This is a genomic window from Saccharopolyspora sp. ID03-671 (genome assembly GCF_045278815.1).
GTDB classification, from domain to species: Bacteria; Actinomycetota; Actinomycetes; order Mycobacteriales; family Pseudonocardiaceae; genus Saccharopolyspora; species Saccharopolyspora ipomoeae.
The window spans coordinates 2,924,774-2,948,808 of sequence record NZ_CP134054.1 but is presented as its reverse complement, the minus strand read 5'-3'; the positions used below and the strand labels follow the sequence as shown (position 1 = coordinate 2,948,808).

The 24,035-nt window shown below is 70.6% G+C and carries 27 protein-coding genes; 16 read left to right on the top strand and 11 right to left on the bottom strand.

Annotated elements, in window-relative coordinates; translation table 11 throughout:
• Positions 1-86: 86 nt before the first annotated feature.
• Positions 87-380, bottom strand: a complete 294-nt coding sequence (locus REH65_RS13330) for a 4a-hydroxytetrahydrobiopterin dehydratase (protein WP_281458808.1) — start codon at positions 378-380, stop codon at positions 87-89.
• A gap of 133 nt (positions 381-513) precedes the next feature.
• Between REH65_RS13330 and REH65_RS13325 the strand changes: the two genes are divergently transcribed.
• The 4 genes from REH65_RS13325 (at position 514) to REH65_RS13310 (ending at position 4,032) form a co-directional block, all read left to right on the top strand.
• On the top strand, positions 514-1,197 hold the full coding sequence (locus REH65_RS13325; protein WP_406692655.1) for a response regulator transcription factor: 684 nt from the start codon (positions 514-516) through the stop codon (positions 1,195-1,197).
• Positions 1,194-2,516, top strand: a complete 1,323-nt coding sequence (locus REH65_RS13320) for a sensor histidine kinase (protein WP_406692654.1) — start codon at positions 1,194-1,196, stop codon at positions 2,514-2,516. Before REH65_RS13325 ends, REH65_RS13320 begins: the two co-directional genes overlap by 4 nt.
• A 20-nt stretch (positions 2,517-2,536) precedes the next feature.
• Positions 2,537-3,367, top strand: coding sequence for an NUDIX domain-containing protein (locus tag REH65_RS13315; protein WP_406692653.1), 831 nt, complete (start codon positions 2,537-2,539; stop codon positions 3,365-3,367).
• A gap of 353 nt (positions 3,368-3,720) precedes the next feature.
• Complete coding sequence (locus REH65_RS13310) at positions 3,721-4,032, top strand: YciI family protein (protein ID WP_281458804.1); 312 nt, start codon at positions 3,721-3,723, stop codon at positions 4,030-4,032.
• A 57-nt stretch (positions 4,033-4,089) separates the two neighbouring features.
• Here REH65_RS13310 and REH65_RS13305 read toward each other — a convergent pair whose 3' ends face one another.
• Positions 4,090-4,260: a hypothetical protein gene (locus tag REH65_RS13305; RefSeq protein WP_175547985.1), complete on the bottom strand. Its 171-nt coding sequence runs from the start codon at positions 4,258-4,260 to the stop codon at positions 4,090-4,092.
• A gap of 351 nt (positions 4,261-4,611) precedes the next feature.
• Here REH65_RS13305 and typA point away from each other — a divergent pair, with 351 nt between their 5' ends.
• The 7 genes from typA (at position 4,612) to dapC (ending at position 12,677) form a co-directional block, all read left to right on the top strand.
• Positions 4,612-6,525: a translational GTPase TypA gene (typA, locus tag REH65_RS13300; RefSeq protein WP_406692652.1), complete on the top strand. Its 1,914-nt coding sequence runs from the start codon at positions 4,612-4,614 to the stop codon at positions 6,523-6,525.
• A gap of 347 nt (positions 6,526-6,872) precedes the next feature.
• On the top strand, positions 6,873-8,633 hold the full coding sequence (locus tag REH65_RS13295) for an ABC transporter family substrate-binding protein (protein ID WP_406692651.1): 1,761 nt from the start codon (positions 6,873-6,875) through the stop codon (positions 8,631-8,633).
• Positions 8,634-8,924: 291 nt separating this feature from the next.
• The gene (mshB, locus tag REH65_RS13290) at positions 8,925-9,836 is read left to right on the top strand and encodes an N-acetyl-1-D-myo-inositol-2-amino-2-deoxy-alpha-D-glucopyranoside deacetylase (protein ID WP_281458801.1); all 912 of its coding nucleotides are present in this window, start codon (positions 8,925-8,927) and stop codon (positions 9,834-9,836) included.
• A complete protein-coding gene (locus REH65_RS13285; protein WP_406692650.1) occupies positions 9,833-10,195 on the top strand; it encodes a hypothetical protein in 363 nt (120 codons plus the stop codon). The genes mshB and REH65_RS13285 overlap by 4 nt, the downstream gene beginning before the upstream one ends.
• 150 nt (positions 10,196-10,345) lie before the next feature.
• Entirely contained in the window at positions 10,346-11,104 is a 759-nt protein-coding gene (locus tag REH65_RS13280; protein ID WP_406692649.1) for a hypothetical protein, read from the top strand.
• 140 nt (positions 11,105-11,244) lie between these two features.
• On the top strand, positions 11,245-11,565 hold the full coding sequence (gene fdxA / locus REH65_RS13275) for a ferredoxin (protein ID WP_281458798.1): 321 nt from the start codon (positions 11,245-11,247) through the stop codon (positions 11,563-11,565).
• Entirely contained in the window at positions 11,562-12,677 is a 1,116-nt protein-coding gene (gene dapC, locus REH65_RS13270) for a succinyldiaminopimelate transaminase (RefSeq protein WP_406692648.1), read from the top strand. The genes fdxA and dapC overlap by 4 nt, the downstream gene beginning before the upstream one ends.
• Before the next feature lie 73 nt (positions 12,678-12,750).
• Here dapC and REH65_RS13265 read toward each other — a convergent pair whose 3' ends face one another.
• The 7 genes from REH65_RS13265 to REH65_RS13235 form a co-directional block, all read right to left on the bottom strand.
• Positions 12,751-13,674 carry a CHAD domain-containing protein gene (locus tag REH65_RS13265; protein WP_406692647.1) on the bottom strand — a complete coding sequence of 308 codons (924 nt, stop codon included), beginning with the start codon at positions 13,672-13,674 and terminating at the stop codon, positions 12,751-12,753.
• A gap of 113 nt (positions 13,675-13,787) precedes the next feature.
• A complete protein-coding gene (gene dapD, locus REH65_RS13260; protein ID WP_093415071.1) occupies positions 13,788-14,774 on the bottom strand; it encodes a 2,3,4,5-tetrahydropyridine-2,6-dicarboxylate N-succinyltransferase in 987 nt (328 codons plus the stop codon).
• 44 nt (positions 14,775-14,818) lie between these two features.
• Positions 14,819-15,253, bottom strand: a complete 435-nt coding sequence (locus REH65_RS13255) for an LppA family lipoprotein (RefSeq protein WP_406692646.1) — start codon at positions 15,251-15,253, stop codon at positions 14,819-14,821.
• Between the two features lie 106 nt (positions 15,254-15,359).
• A complete protein-coding gene (locus REH65_RS13250; RefSeq protein ID WP_406692645.1) occupies positions 15,360-15,689 on the bottom strand; it encodes a hypothetical protein in 330 nt (109 codons plus the stop codon).
• The gene (locus REH65_RS13245) at positions 15,689-16,204 is read right to left on the bottom strand and encodes an LppA family lipoprotein (RefSeq protein ID WP_406692644.1); all 516 of its coding nucleotides are present in this window, start codon (positions 16,202-16,204) and stop codon (positions 15,689-15,691) included. The genes REH65_RS13250 and REH65_RS13245 overlap by 1 nt, the downstream gene beginning before the upstream one ends.
• Positions 16,205-17,974: an alpha/beta hydrolase gene (locus REH65_RS13240; RefSeq protein ID WP_406692643.1), complete on the bottom strand. Its 1,770-nt coding sequence runs from the start codon at positions 17,972-17,974 to the stop codon at positions 16,205-16,207. It abuts the gene before it with no gap.
• The gene (locus REH65_RS13235) at positions 17,971-18,264 is read right to left on the bottom strand and encodes a hypothetical protein (RefSeq protein WP_406692642.1); all 294 of its coding nucleotides are present in this window, start codon (positions 18,262-18,264) and stop codon (positions 17,971-17,973) included. Before REH65_RS13235 ends, REH65_RS13240 begins: the two co-directional genes overlap by 4 nt.
• A 128-nt stretch (positions 18,265-18,392) precedes the next feature.
• On the opposite strand from REH65_RS13235, the gene dapE reads away from it, so the two are divergent.
• Positions 18,393-19,469: a succinyl-diaminopimelate desuccinylase gene (gene dapE / locus REH65_RS13230; protein ID WP_406692641.1), complete on the top strand. Its 1,077-nt coding sequence runs from the start codon at positions 18,393-18,395 to the stop codon at positions 19,467-19,469.
• A 238-nt stretch (positions 19,470-19,707) separates the two neighbouring features.
• On the opposite strand, the gene REH65_RS13225 is transcribed toward dapE, so the two are convergent.
• On the bottom strand, positions 19,708-20,649 hold the full coding sequence (locus tag REH65_RS13225) for a slipin family protein (protein ID WP_406692640.1): 942 nt from the start codon (positions 20,647-20,649) through the stop codon (positions 19,708-19,710).
• A 232-nt stretch (positions 20,650-20,881) separates the two neighbouring features.
• Between REH65_RS13225 and REH65_RS13220 the strand changes: the two genes are divergently transcribed.
• The 3 genes from REH65_RS13220 to folP are packed head-to-tail and all read left to right on the top strand — an operon-like array spanning position 20,882 to position 23,090.
• Positions 20,882-21,667 carry a TIGR00730 family Rossman fold protein gene (locus REH65_RS13220; protein WP_281458789.1) on the top strand — a complete coding sequence of 262 codons (786 nt, stop codon included), beginning with the start codon at positions 20,882-20,884 and terminating at the stop codon, positions 21,665-21,667.
• A complete protein-coding gene (locus tag REH65_RS13215) occupies positions 21,664-22,218 on the top strand; it encodes a TIGR00730 family Rossman fold protein (RefSeq protein ID WP_406692639.1) in 555 nt (184 codons plus the stop codon). Before REH65_RS13220 ends, REH65_RS13215 begins: the two co-directional genes overlap by 4 nt.
• Positions 22,215-23,090: a dihydropteroate synthase gene (gene folP, locus REH65_RS13210; protein ID WP_406692638.1), complete on the top strand. Its 876-nt coding sequence runs from the start codon at positions 22,215-22,217 to the stop codon at positions 23,088-23,090. The genes REH65_RS13215 and folP overlap by 4 nt, the downstream gene beginning before the upstream one ends.
• Position 23,091: 1 nt before the next feature.
• Here the strand turns inward: folP and REH65_RS13205 are convergent, their stop codons facing one another.
• Positions 23,092-23,454, bottom strand: coding sequence for a hypothetical protein (locus REH65_RS13205; RefSeq protein ID WP_281458786.1), 363 nt, complete (start codon positions 23,452-23,454; stop codon positions 23,092-23,094).
• A 231-nt stretch (positions 23,455-23,685) separates the two neighbouring features.
• On the opposite strand from REH65_RS13205, the gene REH65_RS13200 reads away from it, so the two are divergent.
• The gene (locus REH65_RS13200) at positions 23,686-24,015 is read left to right on the top strand and encodes a PadR family transcriptional regulator (RefSeq protein WP_281458785.1); all 330 of its coding nucleotides are present in this window, start codon (positions 23,686-23,688) and stop codon (positions 24,013-24,015) included.
• Positions 24,016-24,035 lie beyond the last annotated feature (20 nt).

Below are 24,035 nucleotides of genomic sequence, written 5' to 3'. Positions count from 1 at the left end.
GTTCTCTTCCACCACCCGAGCAACCTGCACCGGCGCTCAGGTTCCGCTACCCGCACCGCCACGCAGGTCGACCACAGCGACAGCTCTCAAGCGAACTGATCGACCACCGTGTCGATCTCCTGGGCCATCGAGGTGTCGTTGCCGGTGATGCCGCCCTTGTAGTGGGTGGAGAGCATGAACGTCACCGTCTTGTAGCGGATGTCGATGTCGGGGTGGTGGTTCTCGTTCTCGGCGATCTCCGCGATGCGGGTGACGGCCTGGATGGCCTGCGGGAACCCGGGGAATTCCACCTCGCGGACGATCTTGTCGCCGTCCCGGTGCCACTCCGGCAGGTGTTCCAGGGCCTCGGAGATCTGCGCGTCGGTGAGCAGTTCGGTCATGCCTCACATGGTGCCCGAGCGCGGCCGGATCGACTTGGCCAGCCTGAGACCGAGCTGAGAATCCGGCCGATCACTGTGAGAAGGCACTGAGACCTGATGCCCCGGCCGGGTGCAGGTCGGCATCCTGGTCACCATGTTGCCTCGGGTTCTGGTTGTCGACGACGAGCCGGGAGTGCGGACCGCCCTGCGCCGCGGACTGTCCGCGGAGGGCATGGAGGTCAGCGTCGCCGCCGACGGGCCCGAGGCGCTGCGCCTGGCCACCACCGGGGCGTTCGACGTCGTGCTGCTCGACGTGATGCTGCCGGGCATGTCCGGTTACCGGGTGCTGGAGAAGATGCGCGAGCAGGACGTGAGCACCCCCGTGCTGCTCATCTCCGCCAAGAGCGGCGAGGTCGACCAGGCCGACGGCCTCGACCTCGGCGCCGACGGCTACCTGGTCAAGCCCTTCTCGTTCCTGGTGCTCGTCGCCCAGGTGCGGGCGATGCTGCGGCGCCGCGACCACGCCGGTCAGCAGGCGTGCCTGCGGGTGGGGGCGCTGGAGATCGACCGCAGCAGCCGCGAGGTGCACTGGGACGGTCAGCCCGTGACGCTCTCGCCGCGCGAGTTCGGGCTGCTCGTGGCGCTGGCCAGCCACCCCGAATCGGTGGTGCCCAAGGACGACCTGCTGCGCATGGTGTGGGGCGAGGAGCAGTTCGTCACCCGCAACGTCGTCGAGGTCTACGTCGGCTACCTGCGGCGGAAGCTGTCCGCCGTGGGTGCGGGCGAGCTCGTGCAGACCGTGCGCGGGCAGGGGTACAGAGTCTGCGTCGACGCATGATCACCCGCCTGCGCGTCTGGTGGCAGCGTCGCACCATCCAGTTCCGCACCAGCGTCGTGGCCGCGGCCGTCGCGCTGATCGGGCTCGGCGTCGTCGCCCACGCCGGGGCGGGCATCGTCAGCTGGCTGCTGATCGACTCCGTGGACGCCGACCTCAAGCGCATCGCGAGCGGGACCGCCAACCAGGTCGCGGCGGGCGCGCCCGTCGCAGGCAGGCCCGACGTGCGCGTGCTGGAGGAGCGGACCGGGGCACCGGTGGACGGCCTGCCCAGCGCGAACCTCAGCGAGTGGCAGATCGTCGAGCTCAGCGCGGGCACCGGGGTCCTCGACTTCGAGGCGCCCGCCGAACTGCACCGCTGGCGCGGCGTGCCCGTCACCGACCCCGCAGGGCGGCACCTGCTGGTGGCCGCCGAATCCCGCCTGGTCGGATTCGCCGACACCGCCGGGCGCACCGGCAAGCTGCTGAGCTTCGGATCGGTGCTGGCCGCGGCCCTGGTCGGCTTCGCGACGTGGATCGTCGTGCACCGCTCGCTGCGCCCGGTCGACCGGATCCGCAGCGCGGCCGCCGAGCTCCCGGAGGGGGAGCGGCTGCCGGTGCCCGAGGCCGCCGACGAGATCCGGGCGCTGGCCGAGGAGCTCAACACGATGCTCGCCCGCCGCGACGCCGACACCGAGCGGCTGCGGCGCTTCACCGGCGACGCCGCGCACGAGCTGCGCAACCCCGTCGCCTCCATCCGCGCCCAGGCCGAGGTCGCGGTCATGCACCCCGACCCGGAGATCGCGCACGAGACGCTGCAGGACATCGCCCTCGAAGCGCAGCGGCTGTCCACGCTGGTGGAGAGCCTGCTGGCGCTCGCGCGGGCGGAGCGCGAGGCCGAACCGACCCAGCGAGTGGACCTGGTCGCGGCGGTGCGGAGGGTCGCCGAGCGCCTGGGGGAGGAGGTGCTGGTCGACGTCCCGGACCGGCCGGTGCTCGTGCTCGCCGCGCCCGCCGAGGTGTCGAGCGTGCTGGAGAACATCATCGGCAACGCGCTGCGCTACTCCCGGACTCTGGTGCGGGCGTCCGTGCAGGCCGAGCCGGGCATGGGCGTGCGGCTGGTCGTCGACGACGACGGCCCCGGCATCCCCGCCGAGCACCGGCCGCGCGTGTTCGACCGCTTCTACCGGGTGGAGGAGGACCGGGCGCGCACCAGCGGCGGCGCCGGGCTCGGGCTCGCGCTGGCCGCCGAGGCCGTGACCAGGCGCGGCGGCACCGCGCACGCGACCGAGTCGCCGGAGGGCGGGGCGCGCATCGAGGTCCGGTGGCCCGCCGCGCCCTGACGTCGGGCAAGATTCGGGACGTGGCGGTTCTGCGCAACACCGGTCTGATCGAGGCACCACTGGCCACCGTGGGGGCCGCGCTGCGGCACACCCGCACCGCCGAGACCGGCCTGGCCGCGCTCGGCGTTCGCGGCGAGGCGCTGACCGGCGCCGATTCGCTGCTGGTGCCCGGTGACGAGCTCGCGTTCCGCCTCGCCGGGTTCATCCTGACCACCAGGATCGTCCGCGCCGACGCCGACCGGCTGAGCTCGGTGCTGGTCGGCGGGCCGCTGCGGCGGCTGGAGCACGACACCGTCCTGGCGCAGGTCGGCCCGCGCACGCTGCTCACCGACTCGGTTCGGTGGACGACGCCGCTCGGGGTGCTCGGTCGTTTCGGGGACGTCGCGGTGGGCCGGAAGCTGGTGCTCGACGTGCTGGCGGCCCGCGTCCGAGCCGTCCGCGAGCTCGCCGAGTCCTGGGCGAGCCGGACGATCGTCGTGGGCACGGCCCTGGTGCACGAGGGGCGGCTGCTGGCGCAGCAGCGCAGCTACCCGGCCGCGCACGCGGGCCGGTGGGAGCTGCCCGGCGGGCGCGTGGAGGCCGGCGAGGACGAGGCCGACGCCGTGGTCCGCGAGTGCCGCGAGGAGCTCGACGTCGACGTGCGCCCCACCGGGCGGCTCGGCACCGACGTCCCGCTGGACAACGGCATGCTCCTGCGCATCCACACCGCCGAGCTCAAGGACCCCGGTCAGGTGCCGCGGGCGGTGGAGCACCGCGAGGTCCGCTGGCTCACCGCCGCAGACCTCCCCACCCTCGACTGGCTCGAAACCGACCGGGTGCTGCTGCACGACCTCCGCGCCCTGCTGCGGTGAGGTGCACCACGGCAGGGGACAGTTTTTCCTCGAATTAACCGGGCAAAACGGATATTGATCATGGGTAATTCGAGGAAAAACTGTCCACTGCCGAGGCGTTGCCGCCGCAGCGGTGGAGCGGAGCCGCGCTGCAGCCGTCCGGGGTGGTGCGGTTGATCAATGCAGAAGGCGTGCTCGGGGTGGAGGTGGGTCTTCGGGGTGGGGCGGCTTTCGGTTGGTTGCTCCGGGTGAGTGAGGGGATTCGGGGTGTGCGTACCGAGGAGTCCGTTTTTCGAATTCTTGATCTTGTGCTGCGCGAAAAGAACGCGTCAACGTGATCGGCATGGGCGGGCTCGGGGAGTTACATTGAAAGAATGTTTGTAGTGCTGCTGCAATACACCGCGCCCCAATCGGAAATCGACGCCCAACTGGTAGATCACTACGAATGGGTCACCCAGCATTACGACGCAGGCGACTTCATCGCAGCCGGTCACCGGCACCCCCGCAACGGGGCGGTGATCATCGCCAGGGCGATGTCCCGCGGCAAGCTGGACGCGATCCTGGCGACCGACCCGTTCGCCCTGCACAAACTGGTTCGGTACGAGGTCATCGAGTTCCAGGCGCTGCGCACGATCCCGGAGCTGGCGGCCTACGCGGACCCGCTCAGCACCGTCGCGCAGAACTGACCCGACCGGGTTTACCGGAAGGCCTGTCTCCGCCGCGGTGCCTGCGCCGCGGCCAGGTCACTTCGCGTCCTTCTTCTTGCCCGCTTTCAGAGCCTTCTTCTGCTTTTTCTTGACCTCTTCCGCTTTTTGATCCTTGAGCAGTTTGCGCAGAGCCACGATGGGGCAGCTCTTGCACGGTGGTTGCGAGTGGCAACATTTCTTCTTGACCTTGATGGTGCCTTTGCCCACGGTGCTTCTTTCATCGCGGAGTCGGTCGTCGCGGCCGAGCGTAGGTGAACCTAACCCCGGATCGCGAACTTGATGTTCGCCGACTGTTCGCTGTTGCGCTGAGCACGTGCTCGCCGGTCCCGGAAGCGCTTGCACTACCCTGGACGGGGCCGCGTGTCGACGTAGCGCCCCCGGAAGCAGCGGGGTGTCGCCCGAAATGAGCTCCGCAGCAGCGGCGCAGTGGAGCCGCGGCCGGCGTCTGGAAGTTCCGCAGGCGCCATGCGGGAGAACCGCATCCGGTGCCATCGCCCAGCGGTGCATCACATCGACGAACCGCCGCGCCCTTTCCGCGCCGAGCCATGGAGTACCCGCGTGTCCGCCACCAGCGTCGCCGCCCCCACGCGCAGTGATCTGCGCAACGTAGCCATCGTCGCGCACGTCGACCACGGCAAGACCACCCTGGTCGACGCGATGCTGCGCCAGTCCGGGGCCTTCTCCGAACGCGCCGAGCTCGTCGACCGCGTCATGGACTCCAACGACCTGGAGCGTGAGAAGGGCATCACGATCCTGGCCAAGAACACGGCCATCCGCCGTGAGACCGAGGACGGCCCGGTCACCATCAACGTCGTCGACACCCCCGGCCACGCCGACTTCGGCGGCGAGGTCGAGCGCGCCCTGTCGATGGTCGACGGCGTGACCCTGCTGGTCGACGCCAGCGAGGGCCCGCTGCCGCAGACCCGCTTCGTGCTGCGCAAGGCGCTGGCCGCGAAGCTGCCGGTCATCCTCGTCGTCAACAAGGTCGACCGCCCCGACGCCCGCTGCGCCGAGGTCGTCGAGGAGGCCCACGACCTGCTGCTGGAGCTCGCCAGCGAGCTCGACGGCGAGGTCGAGCTCGACATGGAGGCCATCCTCGACCTGCCGGTCGTCTACGCCTCCGCCCGCGCCGGTCGCGCCTCCATGGAGCAGCCCGTCGACGGCGAGCTGCCCGACGAGGAGAACCTGGACTCGCTGTTCAAGGTGCTGCTCGACCACGTCCCGGCGCCCGTCGCCGACTACGACTCGCCGCTGAGCGCCCTGGTCACCAACCTCGACGCCTCGTCGTTCCTGGGCCGCATCGGCCTGTGCCGGATCCACTCCGGCACCATGCGCAAGGGCCAGACCGTCGGCTGGTGCCGCGAGGACGGCAGCGTCGAGAAGGTCCGGCTCACCGAGCTGCTCATCACCGAGAACCTCGACCGAGTCCCCGCCGAGCAGGCCTCCGCGGGTGACCTGGTGGCCATCGCGGGCGTCCCGGACATCACCATCGGCGACACCCTCACCGACCCCGACGACCCCCGGCCGCTGCCGCGGATCACCGTCGACGACCCGGCGATCTCGATGACCATCGGCGTCAACACCTCGCCGCTGACCGGCCGCAACGGCGGTTCCAAGATCACCGCCCGGCAGGTCAAGGCCCGCCTCGACTCCGAGCTCATCGGCAACGTCAGCATGAAGGTGCTGCCGACCGACAAGCCCGACGCCTGGGAGGTCCAGGGCCGCGGTGAGCTGGCGCTGGCCATCCTGGTCGAGAACATGCGCCGCGAGGGCTTCGAGCTGACCGTCGGCAAGCCGCAGGTGGTCACCAAGACCATCGACGGCAAGCTGTGCGAGCCGTTCGAGCGGCTCACCATCGACACCCCCGAGGAGCACCTCGGCGCCGTCACCCAGCTGCTGGCCGGCCGCAAGGGCCGAATGGAGACCATGGACGGGCACGGCACCGGCCGCATCAAGCTGATCTACGTGATCCCCTCGCGCGGCCTGATCGGGTTCCGCACCGAGTTCCTCACCGAGACGCGCGGCACCGGCATCGCCAACCACGTCTTCGAGGGCTACTTCCCGTGGGTGGGCGAGCTGCGCACCCGGCACAGCGGCTCGTTGGTCGCCGACCGCTCTGGCCCGGCCACCAACTACGCGCTGCTGCAGCTGGCCGACCGCGGCTCGTTCTTCGTCCAGCCGGGCAGCGAGGTCTACGAGGGCATGGTCGTGGGCGAGAACCCGCGCGCCGAGGACCTCGACGTGAACATCACCAAGGAGAAAAAGCTCACCAACATGCGGTCCTCGACCGCCGATGAGCTGGAGAAGCTGGCCAAGCCGCGGACCCTCTCCCTGGAGGAGGCGCTGGAGTTCTGCTCCGGCGACGAGTGCGTCGAGGTCGGCCCGGAGGCCATCCGCGTCCGGAAGATCATCCTCGACAGCACCACCCGAGGCCGCGAGCGCTCCCGCCAGAAGGCCCGCGACAACGGCTGATGACGCGCTTGAACCGTGGTTCCCCTGCTTGGCGGTGCCGGTAGGGGAACCTGAGCGGCGCTGTGGACTCCGCGCGCCTCGACTGATGTATGTCCAATACACGGCGTCGAGCCGTGCTCGCCACAGCGCCGCTCAGAACCCCCGGCGGTGCAGGCTGCGAGGGTGGGGTAAAGAGAAAGCAGCTCCGCTGCTTGCCTGACGGTGCGTGACCCCGGTGACGATCACCGGATCGCTTGCGGAACCATGGGGGGCTCTCGCGCGTCCTGCGTTCGGATGGAAGCCGTCCGAGCCCCGGGGCGCCCGCCCCGGGGTGATCCTCCGGCGGCCGATGTGAGGGGAGGTTCGGCGTGTCCCAGGGTCGACGCCGCACACGAAGAGTGGTTCCCCTGCTGGTGGGCCCCGTGCTGGTGTCCATCAGCCTGGTGGCCGGGTGCACGAACGCCCCGCCGCCGCAGCTCGTGGCACCGAACCCGACGACCAGCGAACCCAGCACCAGCACCCCGGCGCAGCCGATGCCGATCGAGGTCGTCGTCGGCCTCGACGAGCTCGAAGGCGGGTTCAACCCGCACACCCTCGCCGACCTGTCACCGACCAGCTCCGCGCTGGCCGGCCTCATGCTGCCCTCGGTGTTCCGGCCCGGCGCCGACGGCGCCCTGCAGCTCGACACCAACCTGATGGACTCGGCCGAGATCGTCCCGGGCGCCGAGAAGTTCACCGTCCGGTACCGGATCAAGCGCGAAGCCAGCTGGTCCGACGGCGCGCCGATCGCCGCCGAGGACTTCGTCTACCTGTGGGAACAGCTCAAGTCCCAGCCCGGCGTGGCCGACCCGGCCGGATACCGGCTGATCGACGACGTCGCCTCCCGGCAGGGCGGCAAGACCGTCGACGTGACCTTCAGCAGACCCTTCGCCGGGTGGCAGACGCTGTTCAACAACCTGCTGCCCGCGCACCTGCTGCGCTCCGCCCCGCGCGGCTGGGCGACCGTCCTCGACGACGGCTACCCGGCCTCCGGCGGGCCGTTCGCGATCCGGCAGATCGACCTGGACCGCGGCGAGATCATCCTGGAGCGCAACGACCGCTACTGGGGCCCGCCCGCCAAGTCCGACCGGATCGTGCTGCGCGCACTCGACAAGCCCCGCCAGGTGGAGGCGCTGCGCAGCGGCGACAGCCACCTCGCGATGTTCAGCCCCGACGCGCGCACCGTCCAGTCGCTGCGCGAACTCGGCGACCAGGTGCAGCTGATGACCGTGCCGCGCCCGGCCACGATGGAGATGCTGCTGCGGCAGGACAGCCGCGCGCTCGCCGACACGAAGGTCCGGCAAGCCGTCATGGCCGCGCTCGACCGCCCCGCGCTGATCGAGGCCGGGACCGAAGGCGGCCCCGGCGACCAGCTGCACGCGCACGCCCAGGTCCTCGCCCCGTCCGAGCACGGCTACACGCCGACCGAACCCGCCGGGGCACTGCCCAAGAAGCCCGACCGGGCGCAGGTCGAACGCCTCCTGACCGACGCCGGCTACCAGCGCACCGGCGGTTCGTGGATCCGCGACGGACGCCCGCTGAACCTGGTGATCGCCGCCCCCTTCGAGCACGAGGGCTACATCAAGATCGCCGAGGCCGCCGCCCAGCAGCTCCGCGACCAGGGCATCCAGGCCACCGTCGTGACACCGACCGGGGACCAGCTCTTCGGCGACATGCTCGCCACCGACCCGCACTCGGCCGAGGCCGGCACCTCCGGCACCGTCGACATGGCCGTCGCGCCCCGCCCGGCGGGCGGCGACCCGGCCGCCACCATGGCCTCGTCCTACGGGTGCCCCGGTGTCGACACCGACGATCAGCCGCTGCCGTACAACGCGGCCGGGTTCTGCGACGAGCTCCTGCAGCCGACCATCGACGCCGCCCTGAGCGGGAAGCTGTCGTTCCAGCAGGCGTCGACCAACGTCGAATCCGTGCTGTGGCGGGACGCGATCGCTCTGCCGCTGTACCAGCAGGCCCAGGTGCTGGCGCTCACCAAGGAGGCTCGGGGGGTTCAGCCCGGGAACGGGTTCGCCGGGCCGTTCTCCACAGCTGCCGACTGGTTGGGCACACCTGCTGAAAACGATGGCTATTAATGGTGTTTCGGGTTTCCGTGTGTCGTTGCTGGTAGTTCGGGGTTTCGTCTACTGACAAGACTCCGTGGTCTTGTTGCTTGGCGGTGCGGGTAGCGGAACCTGACACGCCTTCTGGCTCCGGGATCCGAGGCTTGTGTATGCCAATACACGGCACGTCGGCTGTCCTCCCCAGAAGACGTGTCAGAACCCGCGGCGGTGCCAGTTGCTCAGGTGGGGTACTGAGAAACCGCCTTCGGCGGTTGCCTGACGGTGGTTGGTTGGGGGTTGTGCTGTCTCGTTTAGGCTGGACCGGTGACGCTGACGGCCCCACCGCGGTTGCTGCTGGTACACGCGCATCCAGATGACGAGACCCTGTGGACCGGCGGGACGATCGCCCGCTACGCGGCGCGGGGGGTGCAGGTGTACGTGGTGACCTGCACTCTCGGCGAGGAGGGCGAGGTCATCCCGGAGAGCCTGCAGGGGTTGGTGGCCGACCAGGCCGACCAGCTCGGCGGCTATCGCGTCGGTGAACTCCGCTCGGCCTGCGCCGCTCTGCGCGTCGCCGACCAGCGTTTCCTGGGCGGCGTCGGCCGGTGGCGCGACTCCGGGATGCTCTGGGAGCAGCCCGGCCAGGCGACCTCCCGCCCCGACGCGCATCCGCGCGCCTTCGCCACCGGCGACCCCGAGCCGCAGACCGCGGCCCTCGCGGAGATCCTCGACGAGGTGAAACCGCAGGTGGTCGTCACTTACGCCGAGGACGGCGGCTACGGCCACCCCGACCACATCCGCGCGCACGAGATCACCCGCGCCGCCGTCGAGCGGGTGCCGGACGTGGAGCGGCTGTTCTACGCGGTCCCGTCGCGCGACGCGCTGGCCGCCGGGCTCGCCGACCTCGCCCGCGCCGACGACCTGCCGTTCGACCTGCCCGAACCGCACGAGCTGGCCAGCGTCGCCGACGAGACGATCACCACCGTCATCGACATCGCCGAGCACCTGCCCGCCAAGATCAGCGCGCTGCGGGCGCACGGCACCCAGGTCAAGGTCTGGGTCGAGCAGTGGCGCAACGGTGACGGCGTCGCCTCCTACGCGCTGTCCAACGGCGTCGCCCACCCGGTCGTGACCACCGAGCACTACGTGCTGGCCACCGGACCGTCCGAGGGCTGCGAGGCGGACCTGTTCGGCGGGCTCGGGGTGAGCGGCACCGAACCGGTGGGGGAGCGGTGACGCGCTCCGACGCCGTGGTGTTCGGATTCCTGCTGGTCGACGCGGTGCTGCTGGCGATCCTGGAGCTCATGTTCCTGCCGCTCTACATCGGCTCCGTGCAGTTCCCGATCACGGCCGCCGTGGCCGCAGTGACGACGCCGCTGCTCGTCGCGGCCGCCGGCCGCATCTCGAAGAGCCGTCGCGTCGCGGGCGCCCCGCTGGTCCTCTGGTTCGCCGTCGTCCTGATCTTCGGCGTCCTGGGGCCCGGAGGCGACGTGGTCCTCATGGGCAGCGACTGGCGCACCCTCCTGTTCATCGCGGGCGGAGCCCTCCCCAGCGCCATGATGCTCGGCATGGTCCTCGCCAAACCCGCCCCCTGACCTCCCCCAACACGCCCGACTCACCCCCAGCACCGTCGAAAACCGCAACATCCACCGGTCGAAAACCGCGGTTTTCGACGCGTGAAAACCGCGGTTTTCGACACGACGAATGTTGCGGTTTTCGATCTGGGGGTTCTGCAGAATGGGTGCATGACCGAGGTTCTGACCGATGAGCGGATCGCGGGGGTGCTGCGGCCGTTCGTGCGGGCGGCGTCGCCGGTGCTCAACGCGTTGCGGGAGGCCGATCCCGTGCGGTTGCGGGGGCGGGAGATCGAGGCGCTCGGCGACGGGGCGGTGAACAAGCTGCTCCGTCAGCTCGATTCCATGCAGCTGCCCGGCAGCTCCACCTGGGACTCGATGAGCGTCGACGAGCGCTGCGACTGGTGGACGCTGCGGGTGGGGCGGTTCCTCGCGCTGGCGGCCGGGCTGCCGCGGTTCGGCGGGGCGATCACCTCGCGGCTGCCGCTGCGCAACGCGCTGGGCATCACCGGGCAGAGCCTCGTGCTCTGCGCGATCGCCGGCGAGCACGGGGTGACCGACCCGGCCGTCAAGGTCCGGCTGATCGCCGAGGTGCTGCTGGACCGCGAGATCAGCCCCGAGCTGGCCGCCGGGACCGCCGCCGACGACGAGCAGGCGCAGGAGCTCACCGAGGATCTCGACGCCTCGAAGCGCAAGCACGGTAAAGCGACCGTGAAGGCCGTGGTGCGCACGGTGTGGCGCATGGCACGTGCGCTCTGGGAGATCGATTCGGAGCTCGACAAGCGGCCGCAGGGGCGGCTGCACCACCAGATGCTCGGGAACCTGCCCGTAGTGGGCGTCATCGGCGGTTACCTGGGGGAACGTTCGGCGCTCAAGCGAATCGGCCGGAAGGGTGCGGAGTGGTTGAGCCGGAACGGTTTACGCCGTTAACTCAAGCGAAGTAGAGTCGTCGGGACTCCCGAGCTGTGGGACCAGTTCCCCGCGCGCGGGGGTCCGCGAGATACTGTCAGCAGTCGCGGCAGGAGATTCCTGCGCGCGAGTTGGACAACGCTTCGAGCTGGAGTGCAACCGTGACCTACGTGATCGCCGAGCCGTGCGTGGACGTGCTCGACAAGGCATGCATCGAGGAGTGCCCTGTCGACTGCATCTACGAGGGCGGGCGGATGCTCTACATCCACCCCGATGAGTGCGTCGACTGCGGTGCCTGCGAGCCGGTCTGCCCGGTCGAGGCCATCTACTACGAGGACGACGTCCCGGACGAGTGGACCGCCTACACGAAGGCGAACGTGGACTTCTTCGACGAGCTCGGCTCGCCGGGTGGTGCCGCGAAGGTGGGCAAGGTCAACAAGGACGTCGAGCCCGTCACGAGCCTGCCGCCTCAGGGCGAATGAGTTCCGCGACCGGCCCGGGCGCGGCGACGCCCGGGCCCCGGCTTCCTGACTTCCCCTGGGATTCGCTGGCACCGCACAAGGCGACCGCGCAGGCCCACCCGGACGGCATCGTCGATCTGTCCGTGGGCACGCCGGTCGACCCGGTCCCGGCGAAGCTCCAGGAGGCGCTCTCGTCCGTGGCGGACGTGCCGGGCTACCCGGCCACCCACGGCACTGCCGACCTGCGCGAGGCGGCCGTGGCGTCGCTGCGCAGGCGCTACGGGATCACCGGCCTGGAGCCGGACGCGGTGCTGCCGACCATCGGCTCCAAGGAGCTGGTGGCGTGGTTGCCGACGCTGCTGGGCGTGCGTCCCGGCGACGTCGTCGCGATCCCGGACCTGGCCTACCCGACCTACGAGGTCGGCGCCAAGATCGCCGGTGCCGAGGTCGTCCGGCTCGCCCCCGGTGAGCTGCCGCCCGCCGGCACCCGGCTGCTCTGGCTGAACTCGCCGTCCAACCCGACCGGCCGCGTGCTCACCGCCGACGAGCTCGGCCGGATGGTGCGCGCCGCCCAGGACGTGGGTGCCGCGGTGGCCTCCGACGAGTGCTACCTGGCGCTGGGCTGGGACGCCGAGCCGGTCTCCGTGCTGCACCCCTCGGTCGGCGCCGCGCGCGACGGCCTGCTGGCGGTGCACTCGCTGTCGAAGTCGTCGAACCTGGCCGGTTACCGCGCCGGGTTCGTCACCGGTGACCCGGTGCTGGTCGCGCGGCTGCTGGAGCTGCGCAAGCACGCGGGCATGATCGTCCCGCGCCCGGTGCAGGAGGCGGTCACCGCCGCCCTGCACGACGACGAGCACGTCGCCGCCCAGCGAGAGCTCTACGCCGCGCGCCGCGCCGTGCTGCGGCCCGCGCTGGAGGCCGCCGGGTTCACCATCGAGCACTCCCAGGCGGGGCTGTACCTGTGGTCGACCCGGGGTGAGGACGCCTGGGCGACCGTGCAGTGGCTCGCCGAGCGCGGCATCCTCGCCGCGCCGGGCACGTTCTACGGCCCCGACGGCGGCCGTCACGTGCGCATCGCGCTCACCGCGACCGATGAGCGGATCGCGGCTGCGGCGAAGCGGTTGGGTGCTTGATCCCGACAGTTTTAGCCATAATTGACCATGATCGAAGTCCCTTTTGCCCGGTCAATTATGGCTAAAACCGTCCTCACACCGCGTCCCCGGCCGAGCTGAGCGCCTCCCAGGACTCGGGCCACCGCGCACGGCGGTCCGCCTTGCGGAACTCCTCGCGCTCCACCAGCCGCCCTGCCGCGAAGGCGATCGAGGCGTCCGGGCGCGGCCCGAGACCGTCGAGCAGCGCGCGGATCCGCTCCTCGGCCACGCACGCGTCCTGGTGCTCCCCGAGGACGTCCTGGAAGCCCTTCGTGGCCTTGATCAGCCGCTTCACCGGGGCGCCGAGCAGCGGTTCGGCGAGCTCAGCGGTGTAGCGGAGCCGCTTGCCGTCGATGCGCAGCGCGTGCAGCTCGGCGTCGGCGGGTTCGGCGGGCAGCGCGCCGACGGCCTTGCCCAGCTTGCGGAACTCGCGCCGCACCAGCTTGCGCAGCTGGGCCGCCGCGTCCACACCGGAATCCCGGCCGGGAAGTTCCCGCGTCGCCCGGGCGAGTCGTTCCAGCAGCTCGTCGTAGCGGTCGCTGTCCAGCGCCGCCAGCATGTCGTCCCGGGCCCGCAGGTAGTCGCCGTCCAGCCCCGAGATGAGCCGTTCCGCGGCGCCGCGCTCGGACTCCGGCAGGTCGGCCGACTCCGCCCGCAGCCGCTCCAGCAGCACGTCCAGGTCCCGGACCGGGCCCAGAGCCCTGCCCAACCAGCCCAGCTCGGCGCGCAGCGGCTCGGACTCGTCCCGGTCCAGGAACGGCCTCGCCGAGCGCAGCATCGCCCGCATCCGCCGGACCGACACCCGCATCTGGTGCAGCTCCTCGGGATCTTCCCCGACCCGAGTCCCGGCCTCGTGCGCGCGCAGCGCCCGCAACCGCTGGTCCAGCCCCGCGCCAACGTGAGCCGCGATCGGGGCCTTGCACCCCACCTCGACCGGCTCGGCGGCGAGCACGTTCTCGAGAAGCCGGGTAGCAGCCATCCCCCATGCTAAACCGGACAACTCACCCCGAGGCTTGCTCCGAACGGGCCAAAATCAACCTGAAGGGCCCCTCCCACCTGCGGCGGAAGGGGCCCTCGCGAGCTAGCGGATGATCAGTCGTTGGCGTGCAGGGCGGCGTTGAGCTCGACCTTGCCGCCGGTCTTGTTGACGACCTCGACCGCGCCGGTCGTGGAGTTGCGGCGGAACAGCAGGCCGTCGTTGCCCGAGACCTCGGAGGCCTTGGTCAGCGTGCCGTCCGGCAGCGTGATCTTGGTGCCGGCCGTGACGTACAGGCCCGCCTCGACGACGCAGTCGTCGCCCAGCGAGATGCCGATGCCGCCGTTGGCGCCGATCAGGCAGCGCTCACCGATGGAGATGACCTCCTTGCCGCCGCCCGACAGCGTGCCCATGATCGACGCGCCGCCGCCGACGTCGGAGCCGTCGCCGACCACGACACCGGCCGAGATGCGGCCCTCGACCATCGAGGCGCCCAGCGTCCCGGCGTTGAAGTTCACGAAGCCCTCGTGCATCACGGTCGTGCCGCTGGCCAGGTGCGCGCCCAGCCGGACCCGGTCCGCGTCGCCGATGCGGACGCCGGAGGGCACCACGTAGTCGACCATGCGCGGGAACTTGTCGACGCTGTACACGGTCACCGGGCCGCGCGCCCGCAGCCGCAGCCGGGTCGCCTCGAAGCCCTCCACCGGGCACGGCCCGTGGTTGGTCCACACGACGTTGGCGAGCAGGCCGAACTGGCCGTCCAGGCTCACCCCGTGCGGGCGCACCAGGCGGTGCGAGAGCAGGTGGAGCCGCAGGTAGACGTCGTGCGCGTCGGCCGGGGCGTCGGCCAGCTTGGCGATGTCGACGCGGACCGCGATGACCTCGACGCCGCGGGCGTCATCCCGCCCGAGCAGCGCGACACCGGCCTCGCCGAGGGACTCGGCGGCCTGCTCGGCGGTCAGCTTCGTCGTGCCGGACTCGCCGGACTCGCTGAGCTTGACGGTGGGGAACCAGGTGTCGAGAACCGTGCCGTCGTCGGTCACGGTCGCCAGGCCCACGCCGTGGGCACCCGTGGTCTGCGGGTCGGGGATGTTCGCGCTCATGCCCAAAACGGTAATCGGCAACACCCCGCTCGGCCCGCACGGGGTCAGGACTTCAGGGCGCTCGGCAGGTGGCATCCCGTGGTCAGCGTCAGGATCGTCGCCTTCGCGGTCCCGAAGGTGTAGACGGCGCCGTAGGAGTCGTTGCCGGTGACCTCGTGATCCCCGGTCCGGTTCACGATGATCTCCGGCTCGCCGAAGCCGTACTCGGCGGTGATGGACCGGACGATGGACACCGCGCTGGGCCAGTCGTGGTCGGCGATCGGCTCCGCCGCCCGCCAGGACGCCAGCACGCGGCTCTCGGCGTCGGACCCGGCGAACTCGGTGCAGTCCACTCTCGTCTCGGGCGTGGACACCGCCCACCGGAGCGGTCCGACCAGGTGGTCGAGGAGATCGCGCAGCCGCTCCTGCATCTGGCCGTACTGCGCGATGATCTGCTCGATGCTCGGTCGCTGCTGCAGCGCACTTCGCGGGTCCAACACCGGTACCCCCGTCAGAGACACACGTCTTAGCGGACGTCTTCGGATGATGCCGGACCGCTGTCACGGAGCCGTGACGGGACGACGCCACGGACGTGTGATGCCGCTCTCAGATGGCCAGACCGAGGCTCATCGCCCCCAAGGCCAGCAGCGGGGCGACGATCAGGGTGATCAACCCCGTCGCCACCGCGCCCCCGGTCGAGCCGGGGCGGACGACCCTGATCCACAGCAGGATCGGCGCGGCGAGCAGGAAGAGCACGGCCACGATCGCAGCGACCCCGACCGGGAGGCAGGTGCCCGACGAGCCGGAATCGCACGGGACGGACGCGGCCCAGATGCCGATCACGCCGGTGAACCAGATCGCGGGGAACGCCCCGAGAGTGGCGATCACGGCGAAGATCACCGCAGCGGTCCGCCCGCTGGTGTCCGCGTCGCTCATCACTTCACCACCAGATGACACCCGGTGCGGACCTGGAGCGTGGTGTGCACCTTGGTCCCGAAGCTCAGCTCGGCGCCGAAGGAGTCGGTGAGCACGATGCGGTGATTGCCGGGCCGGTCCAGCACGACCTCGGGGGCGCCGAAGCCGGAGCCGCCCGCGACGTCGGCGACGATCTGCTGGGCGCGCGCCCATTGGTCGTCCGGGATCTGACCCCGGTAGGCCCACCGGTTGAGGGAGTGCTGCTCGGCCGTGGCGGGGAGATCGCTCCCCTTGCACCCGGCACGCAGGAAGTCGCCCTCGTCGATCCAGTCAGCGCCCAGGCCGAGCTCGGAGGACAGCCGGTCGCGCAGCTGCGCCTGCATGTCGCCGTAGCGAGCGGTGATCTCGTCCATCGACGGCCGCTGCTGAAGGGTTTCCACGTCCATCTCGTCCTTGTCGTCGAACGGATCGCCTGCGTTGTCCGCGCATCCGGTGGTGAGCAGGGCGCAGAGCAGCACCAACACGAGGTGTTTCATCTAGAAGAGGTCCTTGGCCTTGTCAACGGTCCAACCGATGCCGTCCCCGACGCCGTCGACCACCTTCTCACCGGTGTCGACCACGGTCTTCGTTCCCTGCGAGATGTGGTCGCCGACGCCGGACGTGCTGCCGTGCTCGATGTTGTCGGGCAGCCCGGCCGCCACCGCGGCGACGTTGTGCTGGCTGGTGGTGTCCTCGTTGAGGTAGTCGCTGTGGCCGGTCACGCCCTCGCCGTAGCGGGAGTCTTCAGTGGACAGATCTCGGTAGCCGTCCTGGTGGGTCAGGTCGTCGCCGAACCTGCCGAGATCGGCGACCGGGTCCCACTTCGCCTCCATCCGGTAGGCGTGCCCTTCGGGAAGGTGCAGGTCCTTCACCGAGTCGGCACCTGAACCGGGTGAGCCGTACAGAACCGCGTCGTCGACACCGTGTCCGCCCTGCTGGAGGGCGTAGCCGGTCGTGGTGGATCCGTAGGAGTGCCCGATCGCGGTGAGGTGCGGGTCTTCATCGCGAGAGGCGTTGATTCCACCGAGGAATCCGTTCAGCTTCTCGCCCCCCTCTTGGGCGGACTGAGCGCTGATCACGGAATCCCGGTCCGCACCGGCCACGTCGGCGATCGAGCCGTCGATCTGCGGTGCCTCGTAGCCGATCCAGGTCACGGCCGCCACGGACTCGTCCTTGCCCTCGGCGGACAGCTGCTCCTTGGAGTTCTGCACCAGCTTGGCCATGTCGTTGTCGTAGCCGCCGAGGCTGCCGTCGACCGTGCTGGTCAGGCCCGGTGTGAACACCGAGACGTGGTCGGCGGTGTCGACGTCGCCGACGGCGACCGCCGCCTTCATCCGCTCTCCGCTGGAGTCGAGGGTGAGCAGCTGCCGGTCGCCCTTGTCGAGGGTCTCCTCGACCTTGTCCAGGGACTTGAGCTTGGCGTCGAGGCCGTCGAACTCGGCCTGCTCGGCGTCGGTGAGCTCGCTCTTGCGGGACAGTTCCGCCTTGCGGTTGCGGAGCGCGCCGCGCTCGTCGCTGATGCGGTCGCGGTTGGCCTTGTCGCGGATGGTGGCCGGGATGCCGTCGAGGTTGCCGACCATCTTCGGGTTCGTCTCCAGCACGGCGGAGCGCTGCTCGTCGGACAGCGACTTCCACCAGTCGGCGACCGCTTGCGGCGAGGTCCCCGCCGGTTTCCCGGCCGACTTGGCGAGCTCCTCCATCTCCTCGGGGGAGGCCGCGCTGGCCAGGGTGGTGCCCGTGCCTGCTCGGACTTCGTCCTCGTCGGCCGCGTCGAGGGCTTCGGCGAGGGCCGCGTCGGTGGCTTCTGCCTGGTCGAGGATCTTCTCGATCTCGTCGACCAGGTCGTCGCGGACCCGGATGCGTTGCGCGCGAACCTGTTCCGCCTCGTCGGCCGGCACGTTCTCCGGTGGCTTGACGTCGCGGACGCCGCCTTCCTCGGTGATCTGGAAGCCGTGGCCCTCGGCCTCTCGGTCGGCCATCTCCACCCGGCGCTTGATCGCGGTGACCTCGTCGGCGGCGGTGGCGACGGCAGCGCGGACCGTGGCGACCTCGGCGACCAGCGAACGCATCCGCTGCACGAGCTCGCGGTGCTGGTCGGCGGAGCGCTGGGCGGCGTCGCCGGTCCAGCCGTCGGGGTTGCGGGAGGCGTCGAGCTCGTCCTGCAGGTTGATCAGGTCGTCGCGGCGGTTGCCGAGCTGCTGGTGCACGGCGTCGAGCTGCTCGGGCTTCCACCGGCGCACGTCGGCGTAGCTGACCACGTCGTTCACCGCCCCGCCGAGTCGATGCCGCGGGCGCCGTCGCGGTCGCCGCGCTCGTACTCGTCGCCCGAGCTCGTCAGCGCTTCGCCGTGCGCGCGGGCGTCGCCGCCCCAGGTCTTGAGCGTGCGCTGCCAGCTCTGCGCGACCCGCTTGGCCGCGCCCTCGCTCTTGCCACCCGGCATCGCCTCGGCGATGTCGGTGGCCGGGTCGCCGAGCCGCACCTGCTCGGCCTGCTCCCCGGCGAGCACCGCCTTCCGACCGGCCGCGCGCAGCGCCTCCGGTTCCGCCCTGTAGCTCATGTCCGCCTCCGCGAGCCGCCCGATTCGATGCGGGAGCCTAGCCCGCTGATCTTGACTCTGATGGCGGTTCGGGCGATTCGGTTCCCGCCGGTGCAGGTCACGCAGTTCACCCGAGTAGCCTGCCGGGCGTGACCGCTTCGTTGGACCTCACCTCGGACCCCGTCGAGCTGACCGCCGCGCTGGTGGACATCCCCAGCGTCTCCGGCTCGGAGAAGACCATCGCCGACGCCGTCGAGCAGGCGTTGCGCGCGCAGGCCCCGCACCTTGAGGTCGTCCGCAACGGCGAAGCCGTGCTGGCGCGCACGAACCTCGGCCGCGACGCGCGCGTCGTGCTGGCCGGGCACCTCGACACCGTGCCGATCAACGACAACCTGCCGTCGCACCGCACCGGTTCCGGTGACGAGGAGCTGCTGCACGGCTGCGGCACCACGGACATGAAGAGCGGCGACGCGGTGATGCTGAACCTGGCCGCCGCGCTCACCGAACCGCGCCACGACCTGACTTTCGTGTTCTACGACTGCGAGGAGATCGAGGCCGAGCGCAACGGTCTCGGCCGCATCGAGCGCGAGCTGCCGGAGTGGCTCGACGGCGATCTGGCGGTGGTGTGCGAGCCGTCGAACGCCTCGATCGAGGCGGGCTGCCAGGGCACGATCCGTGTCGAGGTCCGCACCACCGGCGCCCGCGCGCACACGGCGCGCGCGTGGATGGGGGAGAACGCGATCCACGCCGCGCAGCCGATCCTGCAGCGGCTGGTCGAGCACACCCCGCGCAACCCGGTGATCGACGGTCTCCAGTACCGGGAGGGGCTGCAGGCGGTGAAGATCGCCGGCGGTGTCGCGGGCAACGTCGTCCCGGACTCGTGCGTGGTCACGGTCAACCACCGCTTCGCCCCCGACAAGTCCGCGGAGCAGGCCGAAGCCGAACTGCGCGAACTGTTCTCGGGCTACGAGGTCGTGGTCACCGACCTCTCGGCGGGTGCCCTGCCGGGCTTGACCTCGCCGGCCGCCGCCGAGCTCGTCGCGGCTTCCGAGGCGGAGCCGGTCGCCAAGCTCGGCTGGACCGACGTCGCCCGCTTCGCGGCCAGGGGCCTCCCGGCGGTCAACTTCGGACCCGGCAACCCGACCCTGGCCCACACCCAGCACGAGCACGTCCGCACGGCGGAGATCCGCCACTGCGCGGCCACCCTCCACCGCTTCTTGTCCTGACCAACCGCACCCAGGAGCGACCGGAATACGGCCGCAATCGGGTGCCGGAATACGGCCGCAATCGAGTGCCGGAATACGGCCGCAATCGAGTGCCGGAATACGGCCGTAATCGAGTGCCGGAATACGGCCGTAATCGGGTACCGGATTACGGCCGTGTTCGGGGTGGAACCCGGATTGCGGCCGCAATCGGGTGCCGGATTACCGGCGTATTCCGGTCACCCGGTGCGGGGGTGAGGCGTCAGGCGGTGCCGAGGACCTCGGTGTCGGCCGGTTCTTCGGTGACGCGTTGCTGGGGGAGGGCCGGAGCCGGGGTGGTCTCCTCGGGGAGTTCGGCGGCTCGGCGTTCGGCTTCGGTGAGTTCTGGGGCTTCGGGTTCCTGGGGTTCTTCGGGTTTCCGGGATTCTTCGGCGGGCTCGCCGTTGGCGGTGGTCTGCTGGATGGTGTCGACGAACCGGAGGAGTTCGACCGGGAACGGCAGGACCAGCGTGGAGTTCTTCTCCGCCGCGACCTCGACGACCGTCTCCAGCAGGCGGAGCTGCAGCGCAGCGGGGGTGTCGGACATGACGCGGGCGGCGTCGGAGAGCTTGCGGGAAGCCTGGAACTCGCCGTCGGCGGAGATCACCCGCGACCGGCGCTCGCGCTCCGCCTCGGCCTGGCGGGCGATGGAGCGCTTCATCGACTCCGGCAGCGAGACGTCCTTGATCTCCACCCGGTCGATGTGCACGCCCCACTCCAGCGCCGGGCTGTCGATCATGATTTCCAGGCCCTGGTTGAGGCGTTCGCGGTTGGACAGCAGGTCGTCGAGGTCGCTCTTGCCGATGATCGACCGCAGCGAGGTCTGGGCGAGCTGACCCATCGCGAACAGGTAGTCCTCGACGTTGACCACGGCCCGCGCCGCGTCCTGCACCCGGAAGTACACGACCGCGTCGACCCGGACCGTGACGTTGTCGCGGGTGATGCCCTCCTGCGCGGGCACCGGCATCGTGACGATCTGCAGGTTCACCTTCCGCAAGTGGTCCACGGCGGGAACGATCGTGGTGATCCCGGGGCCGCGGGTGAGCTCCTGCAGCCTGCCGAAGCGGAACACCACTCCCCGCTCGTACTGCTTGATGATCTTGACGCTCGAAGCGACGTAGACGACACCGAGCACGAGGATTGCGATGAGCAGTTCGATGAGCATGATCGACTCCCGGGCTCGTGGGGGACGGCCCGACGGCGCTGGAGCGCCTGCGTAGATCAGGAGCGGATCTGCGGGTGGCGCCCGGCTCGCGTCGCCGGCGCCGCTAGATCTTTTCTTCGTATCGTACGCCGCGAGACGGCCCTGTGAATCCCCCGTGAACAGGCATTTCACCGTCCGCGTACAGCGGCGGGGCGACTCGGAGAACGATCGGCGGCTGCGTAGGCTCGACACCATGACAGTCGATGGCCAGTGGGGTGAACCCAACGGCGTGGAGCGCCCGCACGAGAAGCAACGCGGACCCGTGGTGCTGCGCCGCTCCAGATTGAGCGAGCCGACCACCACCGACCAGCGCCTGCTGGACTCCAGAGGCCCCTCCGACTGGGTGCACACCGACCCGTGGCGGGTGCTGCGGATCCAGGCCGAGTTCGTCGAGGGCTTCGGCGCGCTGGCCGAGGTGCCGCGCGCGGTCACCGTCTTCGGCTCCGCCCGCACCCCGCGCGAGCACCCCGAGTACGCCACCGGCGTGGCTCTGGGCAAGGCGCTGGCCGAGATCGGCTGCGCGTCCATCACCGGCGGCGGCCCCGGCACGATGGAGGCCGTCAACCGAGGCGCCTCCGAGGCCGGCGGGCTGTCGATCGGCCTGGGCATCGAGCTGCCGTTCGAGCAGGGCCTGAACCCGTGGGTCGACCTGGGCGTCAACTTCCGGTACTTCTTCGTCCGCAAGACGATGTTCATGAAGTACGCGCAGGCGTTCATCTGCCTGCCCGGCGGCTTCGGCACCATGGACGAGCTGTTCGAGGCGCTGACCCTGGTGCAGACGAAGAAGGTCACCAAGTTCCCGGTCGTGCTCTTCGGCAGCGACTACTGGCAGGGGCTCTACGACTGGATCCGGGACCGGATGCTCGAAGGCGGCAAGATCGGCGAGAAGGACATGGAGCTGCTGCACGTCACCGACGACATCGACGACGCGGTGTCGATCGTGCAGGAGGCCTACGAGGCGTGGGAGGCGACCCATTGAACACCCCTTCGGCGGACGTATCGGTCTGCGTCTACTGCGCGTCCGGGCCGGTGCCGCAGCACTACCTGGACCTGGCCGCCGAGGTGGGTCGCAAGATCGCCAAGCGCGGGTGGACGCTGGTCTCCGGCGGCGGCAAGGTCTCGATGATGATGGGCGAGATCGCCCGCGCGGCCCGCGCCGACGGCGGCCGCACCATCGGCGTCATCCCGCGCGCGCTGGTCGACCGCGAGGTCGGTGACACCGATTCCGACGAGCTGCTGGTCGTCGACACCATGCGCGAGCGCAAGGGCCTGATGGACGCGCACTCCAACGCGTTCCTGACCCTGCCCGGCGGCATCGGGACCTGCGAGGAGCTCTTCGAGATCTGGACCGCCCGCTACCTGGGGATGCACGCCAAGCCGGTGGTGCTGCTCGACCCGGACGGGCACTTCCAGGGCCTGCTGGACTGGCTCAACGGCCTGGTGGAGACCGGTTTCGCCTCGCAGCGCTCGCTCGACGTGCTGACCGTGACAGCCGACGTCGACGAAGCCCTCGACGCCCTCGCCGCATGAGCGCACGACAGCTGCGGTTCCGGGACAAGGAGATGCCGTCCGACCGGCCGCTGGTGATGGGCATCGTCAACCGGACCCGCGACTCGTTCTTCGACCGCGGCCGCACGTTCGCCGCCGACGCCGCGCTCGCCGCGGTCGACCGGGCGGTGGCCGACGGGGCGGACATCGTCGACATCGGCGGTGTCCGCGCCGGTGCGCAGGGCGAACGCGTCGACGCCGCCGACGAGGCGGCCCGGGTGGTGCCGTTCGTGACCGCGGTCCGCGAGCGGCACCCGAACCTCGTGATCAGCGTCGACACCTGGCGGCACGAGGTCGCCGCCCAGGTCTGCGATGCGGGCGCCGACCTGCTCAACGACACCTGGGCGGGGGCCGACCCGAAGCTGGCCGAGGTCGCCGCCGAGCACCGCGTCGGCGTCGTCTGCTCGCACACCGGCGGGCTCGCCCCGCGCACCGACGCCTACCGCCCCCGCTACGCCGACGTGGTCGCCGAGGTGACCGCGGAGCTCGTCGAGCGGGCCGAGCGGATGGTGGCGCTCGGCGTTCCGGCCGAAGGCGTGCTCATCGACCCGACCCACGACTTCGGCAAGAACACCTGGCACGGCCTGGCGCTGCTGCGCCGGGCGAGCGAGCTCGTCGACACCGGCTGGCCGGTGCTGATGGCGCTGTCGAACAAGGACTTCGTCGGCGAGACCCTCGGCACCGAGGTCACCGAACGGCTGGAGGGCACCCTGGCAGCGACCGCCGTGGCGGCGTGGCAGGGCGCCCGCGTCTTCCGCGCGCACCAGGTGCGCGAGACCCGCCGGGTCGTCGACATGGTCGCCACCATCTCCGGCACCCGGCAGCCGGATCAGGTGCTGCGCGGCCTGGCCTGACTCAGGCCACGCCGAGCGCGGTGCGGATCAGGTGGGTGAGCGCGGGGAACGGGATGTCCGGGCGGACCTCGCGCAGCACCGGCACCAGCCGGATCCAGCGCGACTGGACGCGCGGCGGGCTGGGCTGCTCGACGGCCAGCTCGTCGACGATCTCCGCGAGCCGCCACTTCGCCTCGTCGAGGTCGAGGCTCGGTGCGGGGTGCTGGTCGAGGACGTCGACCAGCGAGTTCAGGTAGACGCGGGCCTGGTCGAGGGCGGCCAGCCGGTCGGTGTGGTCGGTGGTGTCCCGGGGGCTCGGGGTGGCCGGGGCGGACCTGGCGAGCAGGCCGGCACCACTGGTCGTTTCCGCTTCGCGGTCGGGCACGGCAATCGGCTCCTGGTCGGGGTTCGGCGGAGGGAGGGTCGGCCTCCGTTTCACGATCCCCGAGTGTGCTCGATTCAGCCGATCGGGAGCGTCCGTTCGGGTCCACACCACCCGATCGGCCGACTCAAGCTGCTGTGACTCACATCATGGAGGTCCTGATCGCGAAAGGACCTTGGTCCTCTTGTGTGGAGGCGGTGACACTGCCTGGAAATACCCGTAGAGTCGCTACCTGTGAAGGCTGATGCGCTCCGCGGCCACCTGGACGCCCTGCTCCTGGCCACCCTCGACGGCAGGGCGTTGCACGGTTACGCGATCATCGAGGCTTTGCAGGAACGCAGTGGTGGCGCCCTGGACCTGCCCACCGGCACGGTCTACCCGGCGCTGCGCAGACTAGAGCGAGCCGGATTCGTGCAGAGCTCCTGGAGCACCGTTGGCGGCCGCCAGCGGCGCACGTACCGGCTCACCCAGGCGGGCACCCAAACCCTCCAGGCGGAACGCCGCGCCTGGCGAGAATTCACCCACGCCATCGAAGGCGTCCTGACAGCACCTGCCAAGACCTGAGCACCCGCCAAGACCTGATC

What these genes read in the sequence shown, in the direction of transcription:
- REH65_RS13310 (WP_281458804.1), top strand. Translation starts at nt 3,721, where the DNA reads ATGTTTGTAGTGCTGCTGCAATACACCGCGCCCCAATCGGAAATCGAC.
- REH65_RS13250 (WP_406692645.1), bottom strand. Translation starts at nt 15,689, where the DNA reads ATGAGCGACGCGGACACCAGCGGGCGGACCGCTGCGGTGATCTTCGCC.
- REH65_RS13325 (WP_406692655.1), top strand. Translation starts at nt 514, where the DNA reads ATGTTGCCTCGGGTTCTGGTTGTCGACGACGAGCCGGGAGTGCGGACC.
- dapD (WP_093415071.1), bottom strand. Translation starts at nt 14,774, where the DNA reads ATGAGCGCGAACATCCCCGACCCGCAGACCACGGGTGCCCACGGCGTG.
- REH65_RS13280 (WP_406692649.1), top strand. Translation starts at nt 10,346, where the DNA reads ATGACCGAGGTTCTGACCGATGAGCGGATCGCGGGGGTGCTGCGGCCG.
- REH65_RS13245 (WP_406692644.1), bottom strand. Translation starts at nt 16,204, where the DNA reads ATGAAACACCTCGTGTTGGTGCTGCTCTGCGCCCTGCTCACCACCGGA.
- dapC (WP_406692648.1), top strand. Translation starts at nt 11,562, where the DNA reads ATGAGTTCCGCGACCGGCCCGGGCGCGGCGACGCCCGGGCCCCGGCTT.
- REH65_RS13265 (WP_406692647.1), bottom strand. Translation starts at nt 13,674, where the DNA reads ATGGCTGCTACCCGGCTTCTCGAGAACGTGCTCGCCGCCGAGCCGGTC.
- REH65_RS13330 (WP_281458808.1), bottom strand. Translation starts at nt 380, where the DNA reads ATGACCGAACTGCTCACCGACGCGCAGATCTCCGAGGCCCTGGAACAC.
- folP (WP_406692638.1), top strand. Translation starts at nt 22,215, where the DNA reads ATGAGCGCACGACAGCTGCGGTTCCGGGACAAGGAGATGCCGTCCGAC.
- REH65_RS13220 (WP_281458789.1), top strand. Translation starts at nt 20,882, where the DNA reads ATGACAGTCGATGGCCAGTGGGGTGAACCCAACGGCGTGGAGCGCCCG.
- REH65_RS13235 (WP_406692642.1), bottom strand. Translation starts at nt 18,264, where the DNA reads ATGAGCTACAGGGCGGAACCGGAGGCGCTGCGCGCGGCCGGTCGGAAG.
- REH65_RS13225 (WP_406692640.1), bottom strand. Translation starts at nt 20,649, where the DNA reads ATGCTCATCGAACTGCTCATCGCAATCCTCGTGCTCGGTGTCGTCTAC.
- REH65_RS13320 (WP_406692654.1), top strand. Translation starts at nt 1,194, where the DNA reads ATGATCACCCGCCTGCGCGTCTGGTGGCAGCGTCGCACCATCCAGTTC.